The following is a 16,173-nucleotide window of genomic DNA, read 5'->3' on the forward strand; positions in this document are numbered from 1 at the left end:
GCGTTGTGTTTGTCAGCTGCGAAGAAGGAAGAGTATGAAGCATTTCGCTACGTCCGTCAACTCCTTCTTTTTCTCTACTTTACTCAGCATTTGCATGCGTCGTTCAGCGAGGGGGCGAATTATAGCCCTGCCCCGCGCCCGCTGCAAGCGCTATTTTTTCCGCCCTGCGAAACGGTCCCTGGCACCGCACTTGCTTATACAGGCCTATGCACTGTCCACTGATGATAGCAACTCTGGGCCTGGCAGCAACACTGGGGATAGCCCGGTTCGCTTTGCTTTGCTCCCATCTGTGACAGGTGCTACATTATGGAACACTCTCGATATTCAAAAGAGCGCCGCAGTACAGGGCCCAACGGAGGCAACGAGATCATGTATCAACCGTCAGCTACTTACCGTAGCGCACCGTTTTCGTCCATCGCGGACGCGAACATCACACCGGCAGGACAGGACAACGTTCCCGTCATCATTGAAACGTCCCATCAGCGCTCAGTCGCCTTTGGCCTGTCGCCCACGGCCACGCCCGACTTTACGCCGGCGGGCAAATCCGACCTGTCCTTGCTGATCGAGCAAAACCGCCTGCTGCACACGCACGCGCTGCCCGCCATGGAAACCCTGTACCAGCAAATCGTCAACACCCACAATATGGTGATCTTGACGGATGCCAACGGCGTCATCGTGCATTCGCTGGGCGACGATGATTTTCTGGAGAAAGCCAACCGCGTGGCCCTGCAGCCAGGCGTGGCATGGTCGGAGCAAAGCCGCGGTACGAATGCCATCGGCACGGCCATCACGGAAAAAGTACCGACTTTGGTCCATGCGGACCAGCATTACCTGGCGGCCAATCATTTCCTCACGTGCTCCGCGGCACCGATCACCGACCACCGGGGCAACGTCATCGGCGTGCTGGACGTCTCGAGCGACCAGCGCAGTTTCCACAAGCATACGATGGCCCTCGTGCGCATGTCGGCGCTGATGATCGAAAATCAGCTGTTTTCCGCCACCTTTGAAGACGCCATCACCGTGCACTTCCACGCGCGCCCCGAATTCATCGGCACCTTGATGGAAGGCATCGCCTCGTTCACCCCGGGCGGAAGGTTCTTATCGGCCAACAAGAATGGCTTGTTCCAGCTGGGTCTGTCATTTGCCGCGCTGCAATCGCACACGTTCAGCTCCCTGTTCGGCTTGCCCGTATCTGCCCTGTACGACCATTACCGTACGGCCTCACCCGGTTTGCTGAACCTGTGCATGCACAGTGGCGTGCGCGTGTATGGGCGCGCGCAGTTGCGGTTAGCCAATAGTGCCTTCCAGCATGGCTTTGCTGCCAGCACCGACCATAGCGATATCAACGCCGCCCCGGCGCAGGTTCCCGCGCCGGCCAGCCATGCGGCCAACGCTGCACGCCGCCTGTCCGGCCTGCGCTACCTGCGCACGGGCGATCCGCAACTGGAACTGGTGATCGAAAAGGTCAACAAGGTATTGGGACGCGATATCCCCATCCTCGTCATGGGCGAAACGGGCACGGGCAAGGAATTGCTGGCGCAAGCGATTCACAACGATTCGCCACGGGCCATGGGACCGTTTATCGCCGTCAACTGCGCCTCGATCCCGGAAACCCTGATCGAGTCCGAACTGTTCGGCTATGAAGACGGGGCGTTTACGGGCGCGCGCAAGAAGGGCGCCATCGGCAAGATATTGCAAGCCAATGGCGGCACCCTGTTCCTCGATGAAATCGGCGACATGCCGTTTGGCTTGCAGGCGCGCCTGTTGCGCGTGCTGCAGGAACGCATGGTCACCCCGCTGGGCAGCAGCAAATCGATCACTGTCAATGTGGAACTCATTTGCGCCACGAATCACAACTTGCGCGAACGCATGGCCAAGGGGCTGTTCCGCGAAGACTTGTATTACCGCCTGAATGGCCTGGTGGTCAAACTGCCGCCGCTGCGCGAGCGCACGGACCTGGACACGGTCGTGAAAAAAATCCTCGCGACGGAAGCGCCCGATACGCGCTACACGGTGGCGCCGGACATCCTGCGCCTGTTCCACCAGCATAAATGGCCGGGGAACTTCCGCCAGTTGACCAATCTGTTGCGCACGGCCATTGTCATGGCAGGCGACGAACACGAAATCTGTTTGCGCCACATGCCCGACGATTTCCTCGACGATATTGAAATGACGCAAGCAACTGCCGCCAGCGCCAGCACGGACCGGATGATCGCCGCCGGCGCCAACCTGGAAGAGATGGAGCAAAGCGTCATTCTCAAGTCGCTCGATGCCCACGGTGGCAACGTCTCGGCCACGGCGCGGGCCCTGGGCGTGTCGCGCAACACGATCTATCGCAAGGTGCCGCATCTGAAATAAGCTAGAGCAGACGGGAAAAGCCGGGCGACATCTCGCGCCGGCCCTGCTTGTCGATGGTCATCAAGTCGACCCCGTCCATCCGCGCGGCCATCGCATGCGCACGCGCCGCACCCGTCACCATGAAGGTTGTCGACAAGCCATCGGCCAGCATCCCCGTCGGCGCCAGCACCGTCACGCTGGCCAGTTCGCGCGGCGAATCGCCCCTCCAGGGATCAAAGATGTGGTGATGCACGAAGTCGGGCGTGAACGTGCACTCGTAGTCGCCCGATGTGGCCACGCTGCGCCCTTCCACTTTCAAGGTGGCCGCCAGGATTTCTGCATCGCGCGGGTCCTGGATGCCCAAGGTCCACGGGCGGCGCACGGAACGCTGTCCGCGCGCAACGAATTCACCCGTATCCAGCAGTGCGTGCCGTATGCCGCGCGCCTGCACGGCCGCCAGCGCCATGTCCGCCGCGTAACCTTGCGCCAGGCCATTCAAGGTCAGCGCCATGCCGGGCTGCAGGAAACGCACTTCACGTTTGTCCCACGCCAGTTGCCGCCAGCCGACCCGCGCCTGCGCTTCGCGCCGCAATGCTTCCGCAGGCAAGCCGGCCTGGTCTGCCGCCGCGTGAAACAGCTGCCATAAGGGTTGCACAGTGATATCAAACGCACCATCGCTCCATTGCGACAAGGTTTGCGCCTGCGCCAGCACGGCCAGCAGATGGGCGTCCGGCCGGGCCAGGCGGCCGTCACGGTTCAGCTGGAAGACTTGGCTGGCAGGATTGTAAATGCTCATCAGGCGGTCGATATTCCTGGCTGCGTGCAAGGCGTCTTCAATAGCCAGCTCAGCCTGGCGCTGATCGTGGTGCAACACGGTGACGGCGATCGTCGTGCCAAACGCCAGCGCTGCGCCTTGATAAGGGCGCACGCCGGAGGCCGTGGCCGTGCCGCGCGCCATGCTGCCCGGCAAAGACAAGCCCGCCATGCCGGCCACGCTGCCTATCGCTGCGGAAATAAAGGTTCTACGCTGCATTGCTGCTCTCCTCTGCTGTGGCCCGGACAATAGGTATCGTGCGGGCACGCTTGATTTCCAGCATCAAGGGCGCGCATTTTTCATCGCTGGCGTAAATCACCACGCAATCCATGCACTGGAAACATTCACCGTAATCGACCTTCCCGCTTGGCGCGATGGCGTGATGTTCGCAACGGTGGCGGCAAGTCTGGCACGGCGTGCCGCACTCCTTGCGGCGCGGAATCCAGTTGAACAAGCGAAACCGTCCCAGCAGCGCCAGCGCCGCACCGAATGGGCACAGATAGCGGCAAAAGAATTTATAGGAAACACTGCTGAGCAGCAGCAAACCCACGGCATACGCAACAAACGGCCAGGCGCGCACGAAATTCAGGGTAATGGCTGTCTTGAACGGTTCCAGCTCGACCAGCTTGTCCGTGATCTGGCTGAAAAACAGGCTGCTGCCGAGAATGGCCGCCAGCAAGCCATATTTGATCCATTTCAAACGCCCGTCGAGGCGAGGCTTGATCTTCCACTGAGGCAAGCGCAGCCACTGGCCCAGCTTGCCCGTGAATTCCTGCAGCGCTCCAAACGGGCACAGCCAGCCGCAAAACGTGCCGCGTCCCCAGACAAGCAGGCTGAGCAGCACGAACGCCCACAGGATCACCGTCATCGGATCGAACAGGAAAAAGCCCAGGCTGCGCCCCGCCAGCAGCGCCTGGATGACGCCCGTGATATTGACGATCGATAACTGCCCCTGCGCGTAATAGCCGATAAAGCCTATCGTAAACACCAGGAACAGACGGCGAAACCACGCAAATTGGCGGCCATCGCGCACCAGGCGTTTCTGCCACGCCAATGCGCCGGCCAGCAGCGCCAGCCCGGCCAGCAAAAGCAGCAACTCAGCCTTGCGGTTCTTCCACGTGCCGCGCCACGTGGCATCGTCGCCTTGCGGCGCCGTATAAAAATCGGCCGGTAGGCGGTAGCTGACATCCACGTTGCGCGCGATGCGTTCCGGATACACGATGCCTTTGCTGCGCGTGATCGGCAGCGTGAACGCCAGCGGACTGGCCGCATCGAGCCCCGCCTGGCTGATGATGCGCAGTGCGGCGATATTTTCCGTCGGCAATGGCCCCGCATCGGACAAGCTCAACTCCAGGTCCAGGTCGCGCATGTCGATGGGCAAGCTATCTTGCTTCAGCAACAGCCGGTCGGGGACGGTGCCGCGCACGAAATCGTCGCCCAGCACACTGTAGCGCCCGCGCGACATGATGAGGATGGCGTGGTCGCCTTCGTCAAGCCGGTTGCGCAATTTGTTCCAGCTACGTTCCGTCAACAAATTGCGCCCCACCGTGGGAACGGATACATACGCCAGGTAGAGGTCGATGAACACGCCGTCCGGATCGCGCGCGGCTTCCGGTTCGAGTCCGGCTCCGGGACTGCCCGCAAACAAGGTTTCCACGTCCTTATTGCTCAAGCGCACATGCTGGATCAAGCCTTGGTCGAGCATCTGCGCCACGCTGAGTTTCTCGAATACCTCCATGCGGATGCGGGCAATCTGGTCGGGGTCGCGGCCTTGCGCGAAGCCGAGTTTTTTGCGCGACACTTTCAAGGCCGAGGCCAGCACGCTCTGGTTGATGATGCGCACGGAAGCCGTGGCCTTCGACACGCCATCGATATTGGCATGGGTGGCGTCCGGTGCGCGTTTCGTCCTGGCATCGATGGCTATATTCTGTTTCAGCGACAAGCCCTGGTACTGTTTGACGAACTGAAACAGGGGCGCTTCACCGAGGCCGTCGAGAAACACGGGCTCGTGCTGCGACAGCACGGCGACGTCGAGAAAGCTGCCTTTCGGATCGATGGCGATCAGCAAATTGACGGGCACGCCGGAAAAGCCGGGAATGGGCGCCAGGTCCAGCGACTCAAAAACGTAGCCGACCAGCTCGGTGGCCGTGGCGTTTTGGCGGAACAAGGGCCAGACGGGCAAGTCGGCCTCCTTGTCACCGACGACGATGGGCGCAGGAAAACGCCGCGCCAGCTCGGCCTTGGTGAGCACACCGGCCCAGGCCTGTCCCAAGACAAACAGGAATAGCCAGCAGGCTATGAACAAGCGCATTATCCGCATGCATGGTGCTCCGTGCGGCGCCCTGTCGCAAGGCGCCGCGTTGTTGAGTTAGAAGAAAATAATGCCGCCCAGGGACACGCCATTCATCTTCGCTTCGCCGCCGGAAAAACCTTTCGAACGCGTCTGGCCCAGCTCGCCCACCAGGGTGATCGCGCTGTTGAGCGAGTAGTACGCGCCCAGGGTCAGGTTGGCATTCGACTTCAAGCCGCCCGTGCCGGCCGTGTTGTCGTCGTTCTTGCTGATGCCGTAGGACAGGCCCAATTTCAGCTTGTCCGTCGTTTTATACGTGCCTTGCAGCAGCCAGTTCTTCGATTTGGTATCGCCCTGGTCCGCATCGGACAAGATGCCCAGCCCCTTGCCGCCCTGGAAGTTGACCAGTACGCCAGCCGGGCCCATCTGGTACGAGCCGCCCACTTCCACACCGCGCATGGTCAGGTCATCGACACCCGGCGTTTTCGAGGTGAATTTTTGCGACTTCACGCCGAGCCAGGCTTTCAAGCCTTCCTGCGCATACGTCAGCTGCGCCTGCACTTGCGGACTCGACTTCGAAGAATAGGTTGAGCCTGCCACGATGGGCGTATCGGAGACGGGGCTGACCAGCGCCACATCGACGCCAACGCCGCCCGACTTCGGCGAGCTGTACATGATCTGGCCATAGTTGCCCAGATAGGTATAGCCGGCGCCGATATGACCCAGGGTCACGCGGCCCCGCTGCGTGGCCTGCACCGGTGCGCCCGAGCCCAGCAAGGTCATATCGGACAGGATTGCGTTCGCGCCGAAGATGCCGTAGTCGCGGCCCAGCTTGAACGTGCCCATCTGCTCATTGCCAAACGTGAAGAAGGCCTGGCGCACGTCGACCACGCTGTTCTGGCTGATGGCGCTGTCCGTGGCCGTCGAGTTGTAGATGCCGATCAAGGCTTTCACGTCGTACTCGCCCAGCCGCGAGCTCGCCGAGGTGATCAAGCCGTTGGGCAGCAAGCCGTTGCCGATGGTAGTGCGGTCCTTCTCTCCGCCGCAACCGAGCGCCTGGCCGCCCAGCGCCAGCCCGCCCACCGCATCGCCCGAACACGATACTTGCGTGTAATAGGCGTTGACGATGCCACCCACCGACACGGTCCAGTCGCCAGCCTTGATATCGACGGCTTGCGCCTGTCCTACCGCTGCGATTGTCATGACACCGAGGCTCCCCAGCTTGATCCATGTGTTCATTTCTTCTCCTCTTTCTTCTCTGTTTTTAGTGTGCACACCAGTGATTGATGTACCTCAAGCTTTGGCAATAAGCGTGCCCAGCAAGCCTCAGAGGGAGAAAGAAAAAAAGCGTATTGAACGTGTGCAGCGGCGGATCAATCGCCACTGACAGTGTTCATTTTTTGACCGCAAGTATGCGTATCGGCCATCCAGGTAAACAAAAAACTGACGGCCTGGGCCGTCAGCAAAAAGAAAACACCCGGCGGACAGGGAGACACCCATCCGTGTGGCCCGGGTGCTTCACCCCGTTACTTCGATGCCAGCTTGAAGACCCACACGGAACCGCCCTGCTCCAGGAAATTGACCTTCTTCGCCACTTCGCCGCCCCACAGCGGCACTGCGCCACCCCAGCCTGATACGACGGCCACATATTGCGTGTCGCCATCCTGCCAGGTGACGGGCGGCGCCACGACGCCGGAGCCCGTCTGGAATTTCCACAGCTCCTTGCCCGTCTTCGCATCGACGGCTTTCAGGAAACCTTCCGGCGTGCCGTAGAAAACCAGATTGCCAGCCGTACTCATCACGCCGCCCCACAGCGGCGCGTTGTTCTTGATTTCCCAGACGATCTTGCCCGTCTTCGGATCGACGGCGCGCATGGCGCCGATATAGTCGTCAAACAAAGGCTTGATGGTGAAACCGGCACCGAGGAAAGCGCCGCCCTTCTTGTAACTGATCGGCTCGTTCCAGATATCCATGCCCCATTCGTTCGCCGGCACGTAGAACAGCTTGGTTTGCGGCGAGTAGGCCATCGGCATCTGGTTTTTGGCGCCGAGGAAAGCGGGCGCGGCAAACACGGTCGTACCCTTCTTGCCTTCCTCTCCCTTGGTCGGGTCGCCGGGGCGGCCTGCGGGAATGAAGTTCGGCCGGCCCGTCTTCAGGTCGATGCTGCTGGCCCAGGTGATTTTCTTCACAAACGGAAAGGCGTTCTGCAGCTTGCCCGTGTTGGCGTCGATCACATAAAAGAAACCGTTGCGGTCGGCCTTGCCGCCGTAGCGCTTGCCATCCATATCGAAGGTGACGAATTCGTTGGCGCCGTCAAAATCCCAGGCATCGTTCGGCGTGTTTTGATACGCCCACTTGATCTGGCCCGTTTTCACGTCGAGCGCCACGGTGGACGACGAGTACAGATTGTCGCCGGGGCGCAAGTGGCTGTTCCATGGCGCCGGGTTGCCGGTGCCAAAGTAGGCGAGCTTGGTTTGCGGATCGTAGGTGCCGCCCATCCATGTCGAGGCGCCGCCCGTTTTCCACAGATCGCCGGGCCACGTTTTGTTCGCGGTGCCGGACACGCCATTGTCGATGGCCTTGCCATCCTTGTCGTAGCGGTGGCCCATATGGCCCTCTACCGTCGGACGGCTCCACACGAGGTCGCCCGTCATCGGGTTACGCGCTTCGACCCGGCCCACGATACCGAATTCGCCTCCCGACACGCCCGTCAGCAGCAAGCCTTCGGCGATCAGCGGCGCGGCCGTCATCGAGTAGCCGGCCGCATAATCGTCGACCTTTTCTTTCCAGACGATCTTGCCCGTGTTCTGGTCCAGCGCCACGAGATAGGCGTCGAGCGTGCCGAAAATCACCAGGTTGCCGTACAGGGCCGCACCGCGGTTGACCACGTCGCAGCAGGGCATGATGCCGTCCGGCAAGCGATGCTCATATTTCCACAGCTTGGCGCCCGTTTTCAAGTCGACGGCAAAGATGCGCGAATACGATGCCGTGACGAACATCTTGCCGTTGTGAATCAGCGGCTGCGATTCCTGGCCACGCTGTTTTTCGCCGCCAAACGAGAACGACCAGGCCGGCACCAGCTTGGCCACGGTCTTGTCATTGATCTGCGTCAACGGCGAATAGCGCTGGCCCTGCGTGCCCATGCCGAACGACAGGACGCTGGCCGGATTTTTCGCCGTGCTGTCGAGCATGGCATTGGTGACATTGCCCACGTCGGCCGCCTGGGCCAGCGATGCCAGACCCAAACCGATGACGATCCCCATGATTTTTTTCTGCACAATCATCTCCCTCTGTTTTATTAGTATGTGTGTCAAGTCTTGCGGTGTTCATGCGGCTGGGCATGCAGCAAGGCGCACTCTTCATCGGTGAACAGGCGCGAACGCGTCAAGAAGCGCTTGCCCGTGCCGTTGTCGAGTGAAAACATGCCGCCATTGCCATCAACCACATCGATAATCAACTGGGTATGCTCCCAGTACTCGAATTGCTCGAGTCCCATGTAGAACGGTGTGCCATTCAAATTGCCGAGATAGATGTCGGTATCGCTGACATCGAACTCGCCCAGCGCGTAGCACATGGGCGCGCTGCCGTCGCAGCAACCGCCCGACTGGAAAAACATCAGCGGGCCGTGACGCTGGCGCAACTTGTCCATCATTTCCAGTGCCGCATCGGTGGCGACCACCCGGGCAATTGCTGCACTCATGGCATCCCTTTCTGCGCGCCGCGCTTGGACGACAGGCGCGGCGCGTGTACCGGTTTAGAAGAAGCCCAGCGCTTTCGGGCTATAGCTCACCAGCAAGTTCTTCGTTTGCTGGTAGTGATCGAGCATCATCTTGTGGTTTTCGCGGCCGATACCCGATTGCTTGTAGCCGCCGAACGCGGCGTGAGCTGGATACAGGTGGTAGCAATTGGTCCACACGCGGCCCGCCTGAATGGCGCGTCCCATACGGAAGGCGCGCGAACCGTCGCGCGTCCACAAGCCGGCACCCAGGCCGTACAAGGTATCGTTGGCAATCGCCAGCGCGTCGGCCTCATCCTTGAAAGTGGTCACGGACACGACCGGTCCAAAGATTTCTTCCTGGAAGATGCGCATCTTGTTATTGCCCTTGAACACGGTCGGACGCACGTAGTAACCGCATTCCAGGTCGCCCGCCTGCGTGTTGCGCTCGCCGCCGGCCAGCACTTCGGCGCCTTCCTGGCGGCCGATGTCGAGGTAGGACAGGATTTTCTCCAGCTGCTCCTGCGACGCCTGCGCGCCGATCATGGTGGACGAATCGAGCGGATTGCCCTGCTTGATGGCGGCCACGCGCTTCAGGGCGCGTTCGATGAATTTCTCGTAGATCGATTCCTGGATCAGCACGCGCGATGGGCAGGTGCACACCTCGCCCTGGTTCAGCGCGAACATGGCAAAACCTTCCAGGCACTTGTCGAAATACTCATCGTCCGCATCCATCACATCTTCAAAGAAGATGTTCGGCGACTTGCCGCCCAGCTCCAGGGTGACGGGAATCAGGTTTTGCGCGGCATAACCCATGATCAAGCGGCCCGTGCCTGTTTCGCCCGTGAAGGCGATCTTGGCGATGCGCTTGCTCGATGCCAGCGGCTTGCCCGCTTCCAGCCCGAAACCGTTGATGATGTTCAGCACGCCCGGCGGCAGCAAATCGCCGATCAGCTCGATCAACACCATGATGGACGCCGGTGTCTGCTCGGCCGGTTTCAGCACCACGCAATTGCCAGCGGCCAAGGCTGGCGCCAGTTTCCACACGGCCATCAAAATCGGGAAATTCCATGGGATGATCTGGCCCACGACGCCGAGCGGCTCGTGGTAGTGGTAGGCATAGGTTTCCGCATCGATTTGCGCGACGGAACCTTCTTGCGCGCGGATGCAGCCGGCGAAATAACGGAAATGGTCGATGGCCAGCGGGATGTCGGCGTTCATCGTTTCGCGGATCGGCTTGCCGTTGTCGATGGTTTCCGCCGTGGCGATCAGGCTCAGGTTCTGTTCGATGCGGTCGGCGATACGGTTCAGGATATTGGCGCGCTCGGCGGGCGACGTCTTGCCCCAGGCATCCTTGGCGGCATGGGCCGCGTCCAAGGCCAGCTCGACGTCTTCCGCCGTGGAACGGGCGATTTCGCAAAATGGCAAGCCCGTGATCGGCGTGATGTTAGGAAAGTATTCACCTTTTACCGGGGCAACGAATTTGCCGCCAATGTAATTGTCATAGCGTTGTTTGAAGGGATTGGCTACGCCCAGTTTGCTGATGTCTGCGAGATTCATGTCGTCCTCTATCGGGTTAATTAGAATGGAATTGCTGTAATTAAAATCAAACGTCCTGGTACAGATGGGGTGAGTACACGGAGTCTTCCGCAAATGCCGTGCCAGCTCGGCATCCCACTACAAACTTAGCCGCTTTTATCCCTGTTACAAGGGCGTAACATCAATACCGGTACACTTTTCAGCACATGCACCGGGGCTTGGGTGAAAGGCGTGGGCCTGTTTGCGTTTTGAACAAGCTGGCGGCGTCCTGTTCCAATTCGGGCCAGCCCTGCGACATCTCCGCTGCGCCGCTGCACAATGGAACAGGTGTACCAGACTGGAACACCTGCTCTGTGCCACCAAGGAATCAACGAATCACCACGCCCCATGGCAATTCACCTACGGCAATATCGGCCACCTTGCGCGCGCTGGCCGTGTCGATGACGGAAACGCTGTTCGAGCGGCCATTGGCCACATACAGCTTGGCGCCATCGGGCGTGATGGCCATGTTCCATGGGCGCTTGCCAACGGGAATGGTGGCCGTCACCTCATTGCTGGCCGTGTCGATCACCATCACCGTGCCATCGATACCATTCGAGACATACACTTGCTTGCCGCTGGGATGGACCACGATGCCATTCGCATTCTTGCCAGCGGGAATGGTGGCAATGGCCTTGCGCGCGGCCATGTCGATGACGTAGACGGCATTGACCAGTTCGCACGCCACGTAGGCGCGGCCCGAGTCCGGACTGAAACCGATGCCGCGCGGACGCAGTCCCACGGCGATGGACGCCACCTGGCGGCGCTGCGCCACATCAATGACATCGACTTGTTCGGCCTCTTCCGCGCTGACCAGCAGCCAGCGCCCATCGGGGCTGAAGACGGCATGTTCCGGGTTGCGTCCCTGTACCTTGATATCGGCGAGCAAGCTACCGGTATGCCCATCGAGCAAGGCCACGCTATTGTTTTCCTCGACGGCCACGGCCACGTGACTACCATCTTGCGAGGCGCTGACACCTTCGGGCGACTTGCCCAGCGCCACCTTACGCACGGGTGCGTCGCCAGCGTTATCGATCAGCAACAAGGCACTGCTGGCGGCGTCCGTGACAAACAATTGCCGCCCGGTGGGATCGGCGGCGATGCCGCGCGGACGCTTGCCGGCTGCAATCTGGCGCACTACCTGGTCGGTCGCCGTGTCGATCACGCTCAAGGTGCCCGATTTTTCATTGGGAACATAAGCAAATGGAGCGGCCTGGAGGGCGCTGCTGGCGAGCGCAGGCAGCAGCCAGCACACCTGGCGCAAGCGCGGGAAGAAGTTGGGCATAATCACCTTTCGATGGCAAAACACAGGAAAAGCGCGCGGCATCGGCGCATCTGAACATTGCTGTATGCAAACGCCGTGCCACTGACACGCGTATAATTTCAGCCCACCAATGGAGACATGGCAGGCATATTGCTTGATACAACTATGCAGACCTGCGCCGCGCACGCGACCAAAGCAGGCTTTTATTCACATTGGAGAATCCGCATGCAGCACCGTTTCCGCCTGAACACCATCGCCAGCCTGTTTGTCGCCGGCAGCGCTACCCTCGCCCCCCACGTCTTTGCCGCCGAGGCAGCTGCCCCGGCCAACGGGCAACTGATGGATACGGTGGTCGTCAGCGGCAGCCGCATCGCCCACCCCAGCCAGGAAGTGCCGGCCTCGATCGACGTCGTCGACAGCGCCCGCATCCAGGATGGCCAAATCCGCGTCAACGCGTCGGAAGCGCTGGCCGCCGTGCCGGGCCTGGTCGTGCAAAATCGTCAGAACTATGCGCAAGACTTGCAGATCTCGTCGCGCGGCTTCGGCGCACGCTCGGCCTTCGGCGTGCGCGGCGTCAAACTGATCAGCGATGGCATTCCTGCCAGCATGCCGGACGGCCAAGGCCAGGCCGCCACCTTCAACCTCGATACGGCCGAGCGCATCGAAGTGCTGCGCGGACCGTTTTCTGCCATCTACGGCAACCACTCGGGCGGCGTGATCCAGCTGTTTTCCAAGGATGGGCAAAATCCTCCGTCCGTCGAATTGAATGTGGTGGGCGGCAGCTACGGCACCAACAAAGTGGACTTGACGGCGCAAGGCCAGGCAGGCGGCATCGGCTACGTGCTCGACGGCTCCCGCTTCCGCACGGACGGCTTCCGCGACCACAGCGCCGCCACACGTGAACAGGCATTCGGCAAGATCACCGTCAAGCCGACTGCGGACAGCAAGCTGACCATCGTCGCCAATAGCCTGCATCAAGGCAACACGCAAGATCCGCTGGGCGCCACCTGGCCCACGTTTGCCCGCGACCCGCGCGCTGGCGAAACCGATGCGAGCGACACGCAAAACCCGAAGCGCACCCTGGCCGAGCGCTACAACACGCGCAAGAGCATCGACCACCAGCAAATCGGCGCCACCTATGAACAGTCGTTCGGCGATGACCGCCTGCATGTGATGGTGTATGGCGGCAACCGCGACGTGATCCAGTACCAGGCTTTTACCAAAGGCTTCCAGGCGCCGGCCAGCCATTCAGGTGGCGTGGTCGACTTCCAGCGTGAGTTCTATGGCATCGATACCAACTGGCTGCACGTGAATCAGCTGGCAGGCGGCAAGCTGAGCACCACCATCGGCATCGATTACGGCCGCTCCAGCGATGACCGCACCGGCTATGAAAATTACATCGGCAACACGTTTGGCGTGAAAGGCAAGCTACGCCGCGACGAGCAGGACGTCGTCTCCAGCCTCGATCCGTATCTCCAGATGGAGTGGCAAAGCGGACCGTGGCTGCTCAGCGCAGGTGTGCGCTACAGCAAGATGAAAGTGTCAGTCAACGACCACTATCTCAGCAATGGCAACGACAGCGGCAGCCTGGAGTTCAGCCACACGACACCTGTGCTGGGTCTGCTGTATAAACTGACGCCGAACGTCAACGTGTACGCCAGCGCCGCGCGCGGCTTCGAAGCGCCCACCTTGAATGAACTGTTTTACTCGGGCACGGGCGGCGGCTTCAATTACCAGCTGAAACCGGCCACCAGCACCAACCTGGAAGCAGGCATCAAGGCCAGAATCGCCAACAACACCCACGTAAACGCGGCCGTGTTCCAGATCAAGACCAACGACGAACTGGTGGTCGACAAGTCCAGCGGCGGGCGCACCAGCTATCGCAATGCAGGTAAAACCTTGCGCCAAGGTATGGAAGTGTCGCTGGACTCAAACTTGCCATATGGTTTCACGGCAAAAGTAGCACTGACCAGCCTGCACGCCGTGTATGACCAGGCGTTTGGCAGCGTGCGCGAAGGCAGCCGTTTGCCTGGCGTGCCCAGCGCCAACCTGTTCGCGGAACTAGCGTGGAAAGATACGCTCGACCGCTTTGGCGCGGCGCTGGAAAGCGTGGCCAGCAACCAGGTCTACGCGGAAGACAGCAACATCGAAAAACCGGCGCCCGGCTACACGGTGTTCAATGCGCGCTTCAACGCCAAACAAAACGTGGGGAACTGGCGCTTCAAGGAATTTGCCCGCCTGAACAATCTTTTCGACAAAAACTACGTGGGCTCCGTCATCGTCGGCGACAGCAACAAGCGTTACTATGAAGCGGCGCCGGGACGTAACTGGCTGCTGGGTGTCAGCGCCCAATACTCGTTTTAAGAACACCTGAGAAAAAGTCCATGGCCGCGTTGCATTGCCTGGTCGTACTATTCGTACTGCCTGCGGCAATGCGCCTTGCCCTGAACATTTTTCAGGCGTTCTTATGACAATAAAGCCCGCACATCTTCCGATGCGCGGGCTTGTAAACTCAAGCAAGCTACTTCAGGGCCGCGCTTCCTTCACGCCATACTTTTCAAAGATGGTTTTCAGTTCACCGCTGGCCGCCATCTCGTTCATGGCTGCCTGCAGCAACTTGGCCACGTCGAGCTGTTGCTTGCTGACGGCCAGGCCCACGGCCCAGCCGGCACGCGGCAAGCGGGCGAACGCCATTTCGTTCAAAGGGAAAGCAGGATCGCTTTTCAGCACCGATTCGATTTCCGAACGGTTGGCCAGCACGGCGTCGAGCTTGCCCGCCTGCAATTGCTGCAAGGCTTCCGCGGCCGTATCGAAGATGCGCACGTCGTCGCGGTACTTGCCATTGTCTTCGCCCAGCATCAGCATGGCCGCGATCGACACCTTTTCCACGCCGATACGCTTGCCGGCCAGCGAAGCGACGCCATCGAATTGCGGCACGGCTTGCGCGCTGCGCACCAGGCGCACGGTTTCCACGTAGTACGGCGCGAAGATCTCAACCTTGTCATTGTCAGCCATCAACTTCTTGTCGACTGGCACATGCAGCATCACGTCGGCGGGGCCATAACCGAGGTAATGCCCCTTCCACACCATATTGCGCAAATCGTCGTTCAGATTTTCGCCGGCGGGAAATGGCAGCAAACTCAGTTTCAGCCCCAGCTTTTTCGCCAGCGCTTCGGCGATGTCGATATCGATCCCTACACCCTTGTCGGAAAACGGCGCGAACTCGTTATATACAGCCACTTTCAGGCTGCCCGACTGTTGCACTTTCTGCCAGTCGGCGTGCGCCGGCGCGGCTGCGCACAGCGCCAGGCAAGCGAGCGAGATCATCGCGCGCACGCCCCGGAGTTGAAATGAACGCATGGGACTCCTTCGTGATCAGTTCGATTCTCTACGGGTTTCCAGATAGGTCTTGATGGCCCACATGGCTTCCTGGTTGAACACGCCTTCGAACGGCGGCATGTACACGGCGCCATTGCGCACTTTACCGTGGCGGATGGTGGTCAGGTAGTAATTGTCCGTCTCCTTGTAGCAAGCCTGTTTCTTTGTCTCATTCTTGATACTGAAACAATCGCGGTCGAGCTGGCGCAAGTCCGGCGCGATGCCGCCCGAGATGGCTTCGATGCCGTGGCAGCGGGCGCAATTCTGGTTGTAGGCCGATGTGCCCACCGTCAAGGCCAGCTTGTTGCCCCGATACGGGTTTTGCTCGAGCCACTTGTCGCCCACCTTGGGCAAGCCGGTGGTGTCGACGCCTTGCGGCGTGACGTTGCCATGCGCATAGGCATGCGGCAAGGTCAGCAGGGAAGTGAGGGCAACGGCACCGGCGGCCGCCACGCCGAGCAGGGTACGAATGGAATAGGTCATGCTGGTCTCCTTGGTTTTTTAGTGAATACCCAAGAAGAGCAAATGCCATGCCATGCGTATATGCCCCACATCCGGCTGTCCATGTATCAATTTGGAACAGCTGCAACACGTATTTGTGTCACCGCGCGCGTAAGCCGACAGCACCAAACAAAACCACCAGACGAAAAAAAACCCGACCATTGCTGATCGGGTTTTTCTCTACTGCGAATAACAAGCCTGACGATAACCTACTTTCACACTGGTTGCAGCACTATCATCGGCGCAAAGTTGTTTCACGGTCCTGTTCGGGATGGGAAGGGGTGGGACCAACTTGC

At 60.2% G+C, this 16,173-nt stretch carries 12 protein-coding genes and 1 rRNA gene; 3 read left to right on the top strand and 10 right to left on the bottom strand.

The features are described 5' to 3' along the window. Both MRBLMS1_RS09765 and MRBLMS1_RS09770 read left to right on the top strand, forming a co-directional pair. Window positions 1–222 (top strand): hypothetical protein (locus MRBLMS1_RS09765; protein ID WP_485879210.1); only part of this gene is annotated, 222 nt, incomplete at its 5' end. A gap of 147 nt (window positions 223–369) precedes the next feature. Next, complete coding sequence (locus MRBLMS1_RS09770; protein ID WP_436484107.1) at window positions 370–2,358, top strand: sigma-54-dependent Fis family transcriptional regulator; 1,989 nt, start codon at window positions 370–372, stop codon at window positions 2,356–2,358. 1 nt (window position 2,359) lies between these two features. Here MRBLMS1_RS09770 and MRBLMS1_RS09775 read toward each other — a convergent pair whose 3' ends face one another. The 7 genes from MRBLMS1_RS09775 to MRBLMS1_RS09805 all read right to left on the bottom strand — a co-directional run bounded on the left by MRBLMS1_RS09775 (window position 2,360) and on the right by MRBLMS1_RS09805 (window position 12,019). Continuing rightward, on the bottom strand, window positions 2,360–3,370 hold the full coding sequence (locus MRBLMS1_RS09775; RefSeq protein WP_485879212.1) for an FAD:protein FMN transferase: 1,011 nt from the start codon (window positions 3,368–3,370) through the stop codon (window positions 2,360–2,362). Then, entirely contained in the window at window positions 3,360–5,462 is a 2,103-nt protein-coding gene (locus MRBLMS1_RS09780; protein ID WP_485879214.1) for a 4Fe-4S binding protein, read from the bottom strand. The genes MRBLMS1_RS09775 and MRBLMS1_RS09780 overlap by 11 nt, the downstream gene beginning before the upstream one ends. Before the next feature lie 57 nt (window positions 5,463–5,519). After that, window positions 5,520–6,680 (bottom strand): porin, encoded by a 1,161-nt coding sequence (locus MRBLMS1_RS09785; RefSeq protein ID WP_485879216.1) that lies wholly within the window; start codon window positions 6,678–6,680, stop codon window positions 5,520–5,522. Window positions 6,681–6,967: 287 nt separating this feature from the next. Continuing rightward, window positions 6,968–8,704, bottom strand: coding sequence for a PQQ-dependent methanol/ethanol family dehydrogenase (locus MRBLMS1_RS09790; RefSeq protein ID WP_485879218.1), 1,737 nt, complete (start codon window positions 8,702–8,704; stop codon window positions 6,968–6,970). Window positions 8,705–8,751: 47 nt separating this feature from the next. Continuing rightward, window positions 8,752–9,141, bottom strand: coding sequence for a DUF779 domain-containing protein (locus MRBLMS1_RS09795; protein ID WP_034756816.1), 390 nt, complete (start codon window positions 9,139–9,141; stop codon window positions 8,752–8,754). 54 nt (window positions 9,142–9,195) lie between these two features. Continuing rightward, window positions 9,196–10,716, bottom strand: coding sequence for an aldehyde dehydrogenase (gene adh, locus MRBLMS1_RS09800; RefSeq protein WP_485879220.1), 1,521 nt, complete (start codon window positions 10,714–10,716; stop codon window positions 9,196–9,198). A 346-nt stretch (window positions 10,717–11,062) separates the two neighbouring features. Further along, entirely contained in the window at window positions 11,063–12,019 is a 957-nt protein-coding gene (locus tag MRBLMS1_RS09805) for a beta-propeller fold lactonase family protein (RefSeq protein WP_485879222.1), read from the bottom strand. Window positions 12,020–12,223: 204 nt separating this feature from the next. Here MRBLMS1_RS09805 and MRBLMS1_RS09810 point away from each other — a divergent pair, with 204 nt between their 5' ends. Beyond that, on the top strand, window positions 12,224–14,362 hold the full coding sequence (locus tag MRBLMS1_RS09810) for a TonB-dependent receptor family protein (RefSeq protein ID WP_485879223.1): 2,139 nt from the start codon (window positions 12,224–12,226) through the stop codon (window positions 14,360–14,362). A gap of 162 nt (window positions 14,363–14,524) precedes the next feature. On the opposite strand, the gene MRBLMS1_RS09815 is transcribed toward MRBLMS1_RS09810, so the two are convergent. The 3 genes from MRBLMS1_RS09815 to rrf form a co-directional block, all read right to left on the bottom strand. Then, window positions 14,525–15,358, bottom strand: a complete 834-nt coding sequence (locus MRBLMS1_RS09815) for a substrate-binding periplasmic protein (RefSeq protein ID WP_485879225.1) — start codon at window positions 15,356–15,358, stop codon at window positions 14,525–14,527. Between the two features lie 15 nt (window positions 15,359–15,373). After that, window positions 15,374–15,859: a cytochrome c-550 PedF gene (pedF, locus tag MRBLMS1_RS09820; protein ID WP_128140523.1), complete on the bottom strand. Its 486-nt coding sequence runs from the start codon at window positions 15,857–15,859 to the stop codon at window positions 15,374–15,376. A 214-nt stretch (window positions 15,860–16,073) separates the two neighbouring features. Further along, a 5S ribosomal RNA gene (rrf, locus tag MRBLMS1_RS09825) occupies window positions 16,074–16,173 on the bottom strand; the annotation flags it as partial.

The sequence above is a fragment of the Massilia sp. LMS1-1-1.1 genome, from assembly GCF_040815535.1.
GTDB lineage: Bacteria > Pseudomonadota > Gammaproteobacteria > Burkholderiales > Burkholderiaceae_D > Janthinobacterium > Janthinobacterium aestuarii.

What these genes read in the sequence shown, in the direction of transcription:
- MRBLMS1_RS09770 (WP_436484107.1), top strand. Translation starts at nt 370, where the DNA reads ATGTATCAACCGTCAGCTACTTACCGTAGCGCACCGTTTTCGTCCATC.
- MRBLMS1_RS09775 (WP_485879212.1), bottom strand. Translation starts at nt 3,370, where the DNA reads ATGCAGCGTAGAACCTTTATTTCCGCAGCGATAGGCAGCGTGGCCGGC.
- MRBLMS1_RS09780 (WP_485879214.1), bottom strand. Translation starts at nt 5,462, where the DNA reads ATGCGCTTGTTCATAGCCTGCTGGCTATTCCTGTTTGTCTTGGGACAG.
- MRBLMS1_RS09785 (WP_485879216.1), bottom strand. Translation starts at nt 6,680, where the DNA reads ATGAACACATGGATCAAGCTGGGGAGCCTCGGTGTCATGACAATCGCA.
- MRBLMS1_RS09790 (WP_485879218.1), bottom strand. Translation starts at nt 8,704, where the DNA reads ATGGGGATCGTCATCGGTTTGGGTCTGGCATCGCTGGCCCAGGCGGCC.
- MRBLMS1_RS09795 (WP_034756816.1), bottom strand. Translation starts at nt 9,141, where the DNA reads ATGAGTGCAGCAATTGCCCGGGTGGTCGCCACCGATGCGGCACTGGAA.
- adh (WP_485879220.1), bottom strand. Translation starts at nt 10,716, where the DNA reads ATGAATCTCGCAGACATCAGCAAACTGGGCGTAGCCAATCCCTTCAAA.
- MRBLMS1_RS09805 (WP_485879222.1), bottom strand. Translation starts at nt 12,019, where the DNA reads ATGCCCAACTTCTTCCCGCGCTTGCGCCAGGTGTGCTGGCTGCTGCCT.
- MRBLMS1_RS09810 (WP_485879223.1), top strand. Translation starts at nt 12,224, where the DNA reads ATGCAGCACCGTTTCCGCCTGAACACCATCGCCAGCCTGTTTGTCGCC.
- MRBLMS1_RS09815 (WP_485879225.1), bottom strand. Translation starts at nt 15,358, where the DNA reads ATGCGTTCATTTCAACTCCGGGGCGTGCGCGCGATGATCTCGCTCGCT.
- pedF (WP_128140523.1), bottom strand. Translation starts at nt 15,859, where the DNA reads ATGACCTATTCCATTCGTACCCTGCTCGGCGTGGCGGCCGCCGGTGCC.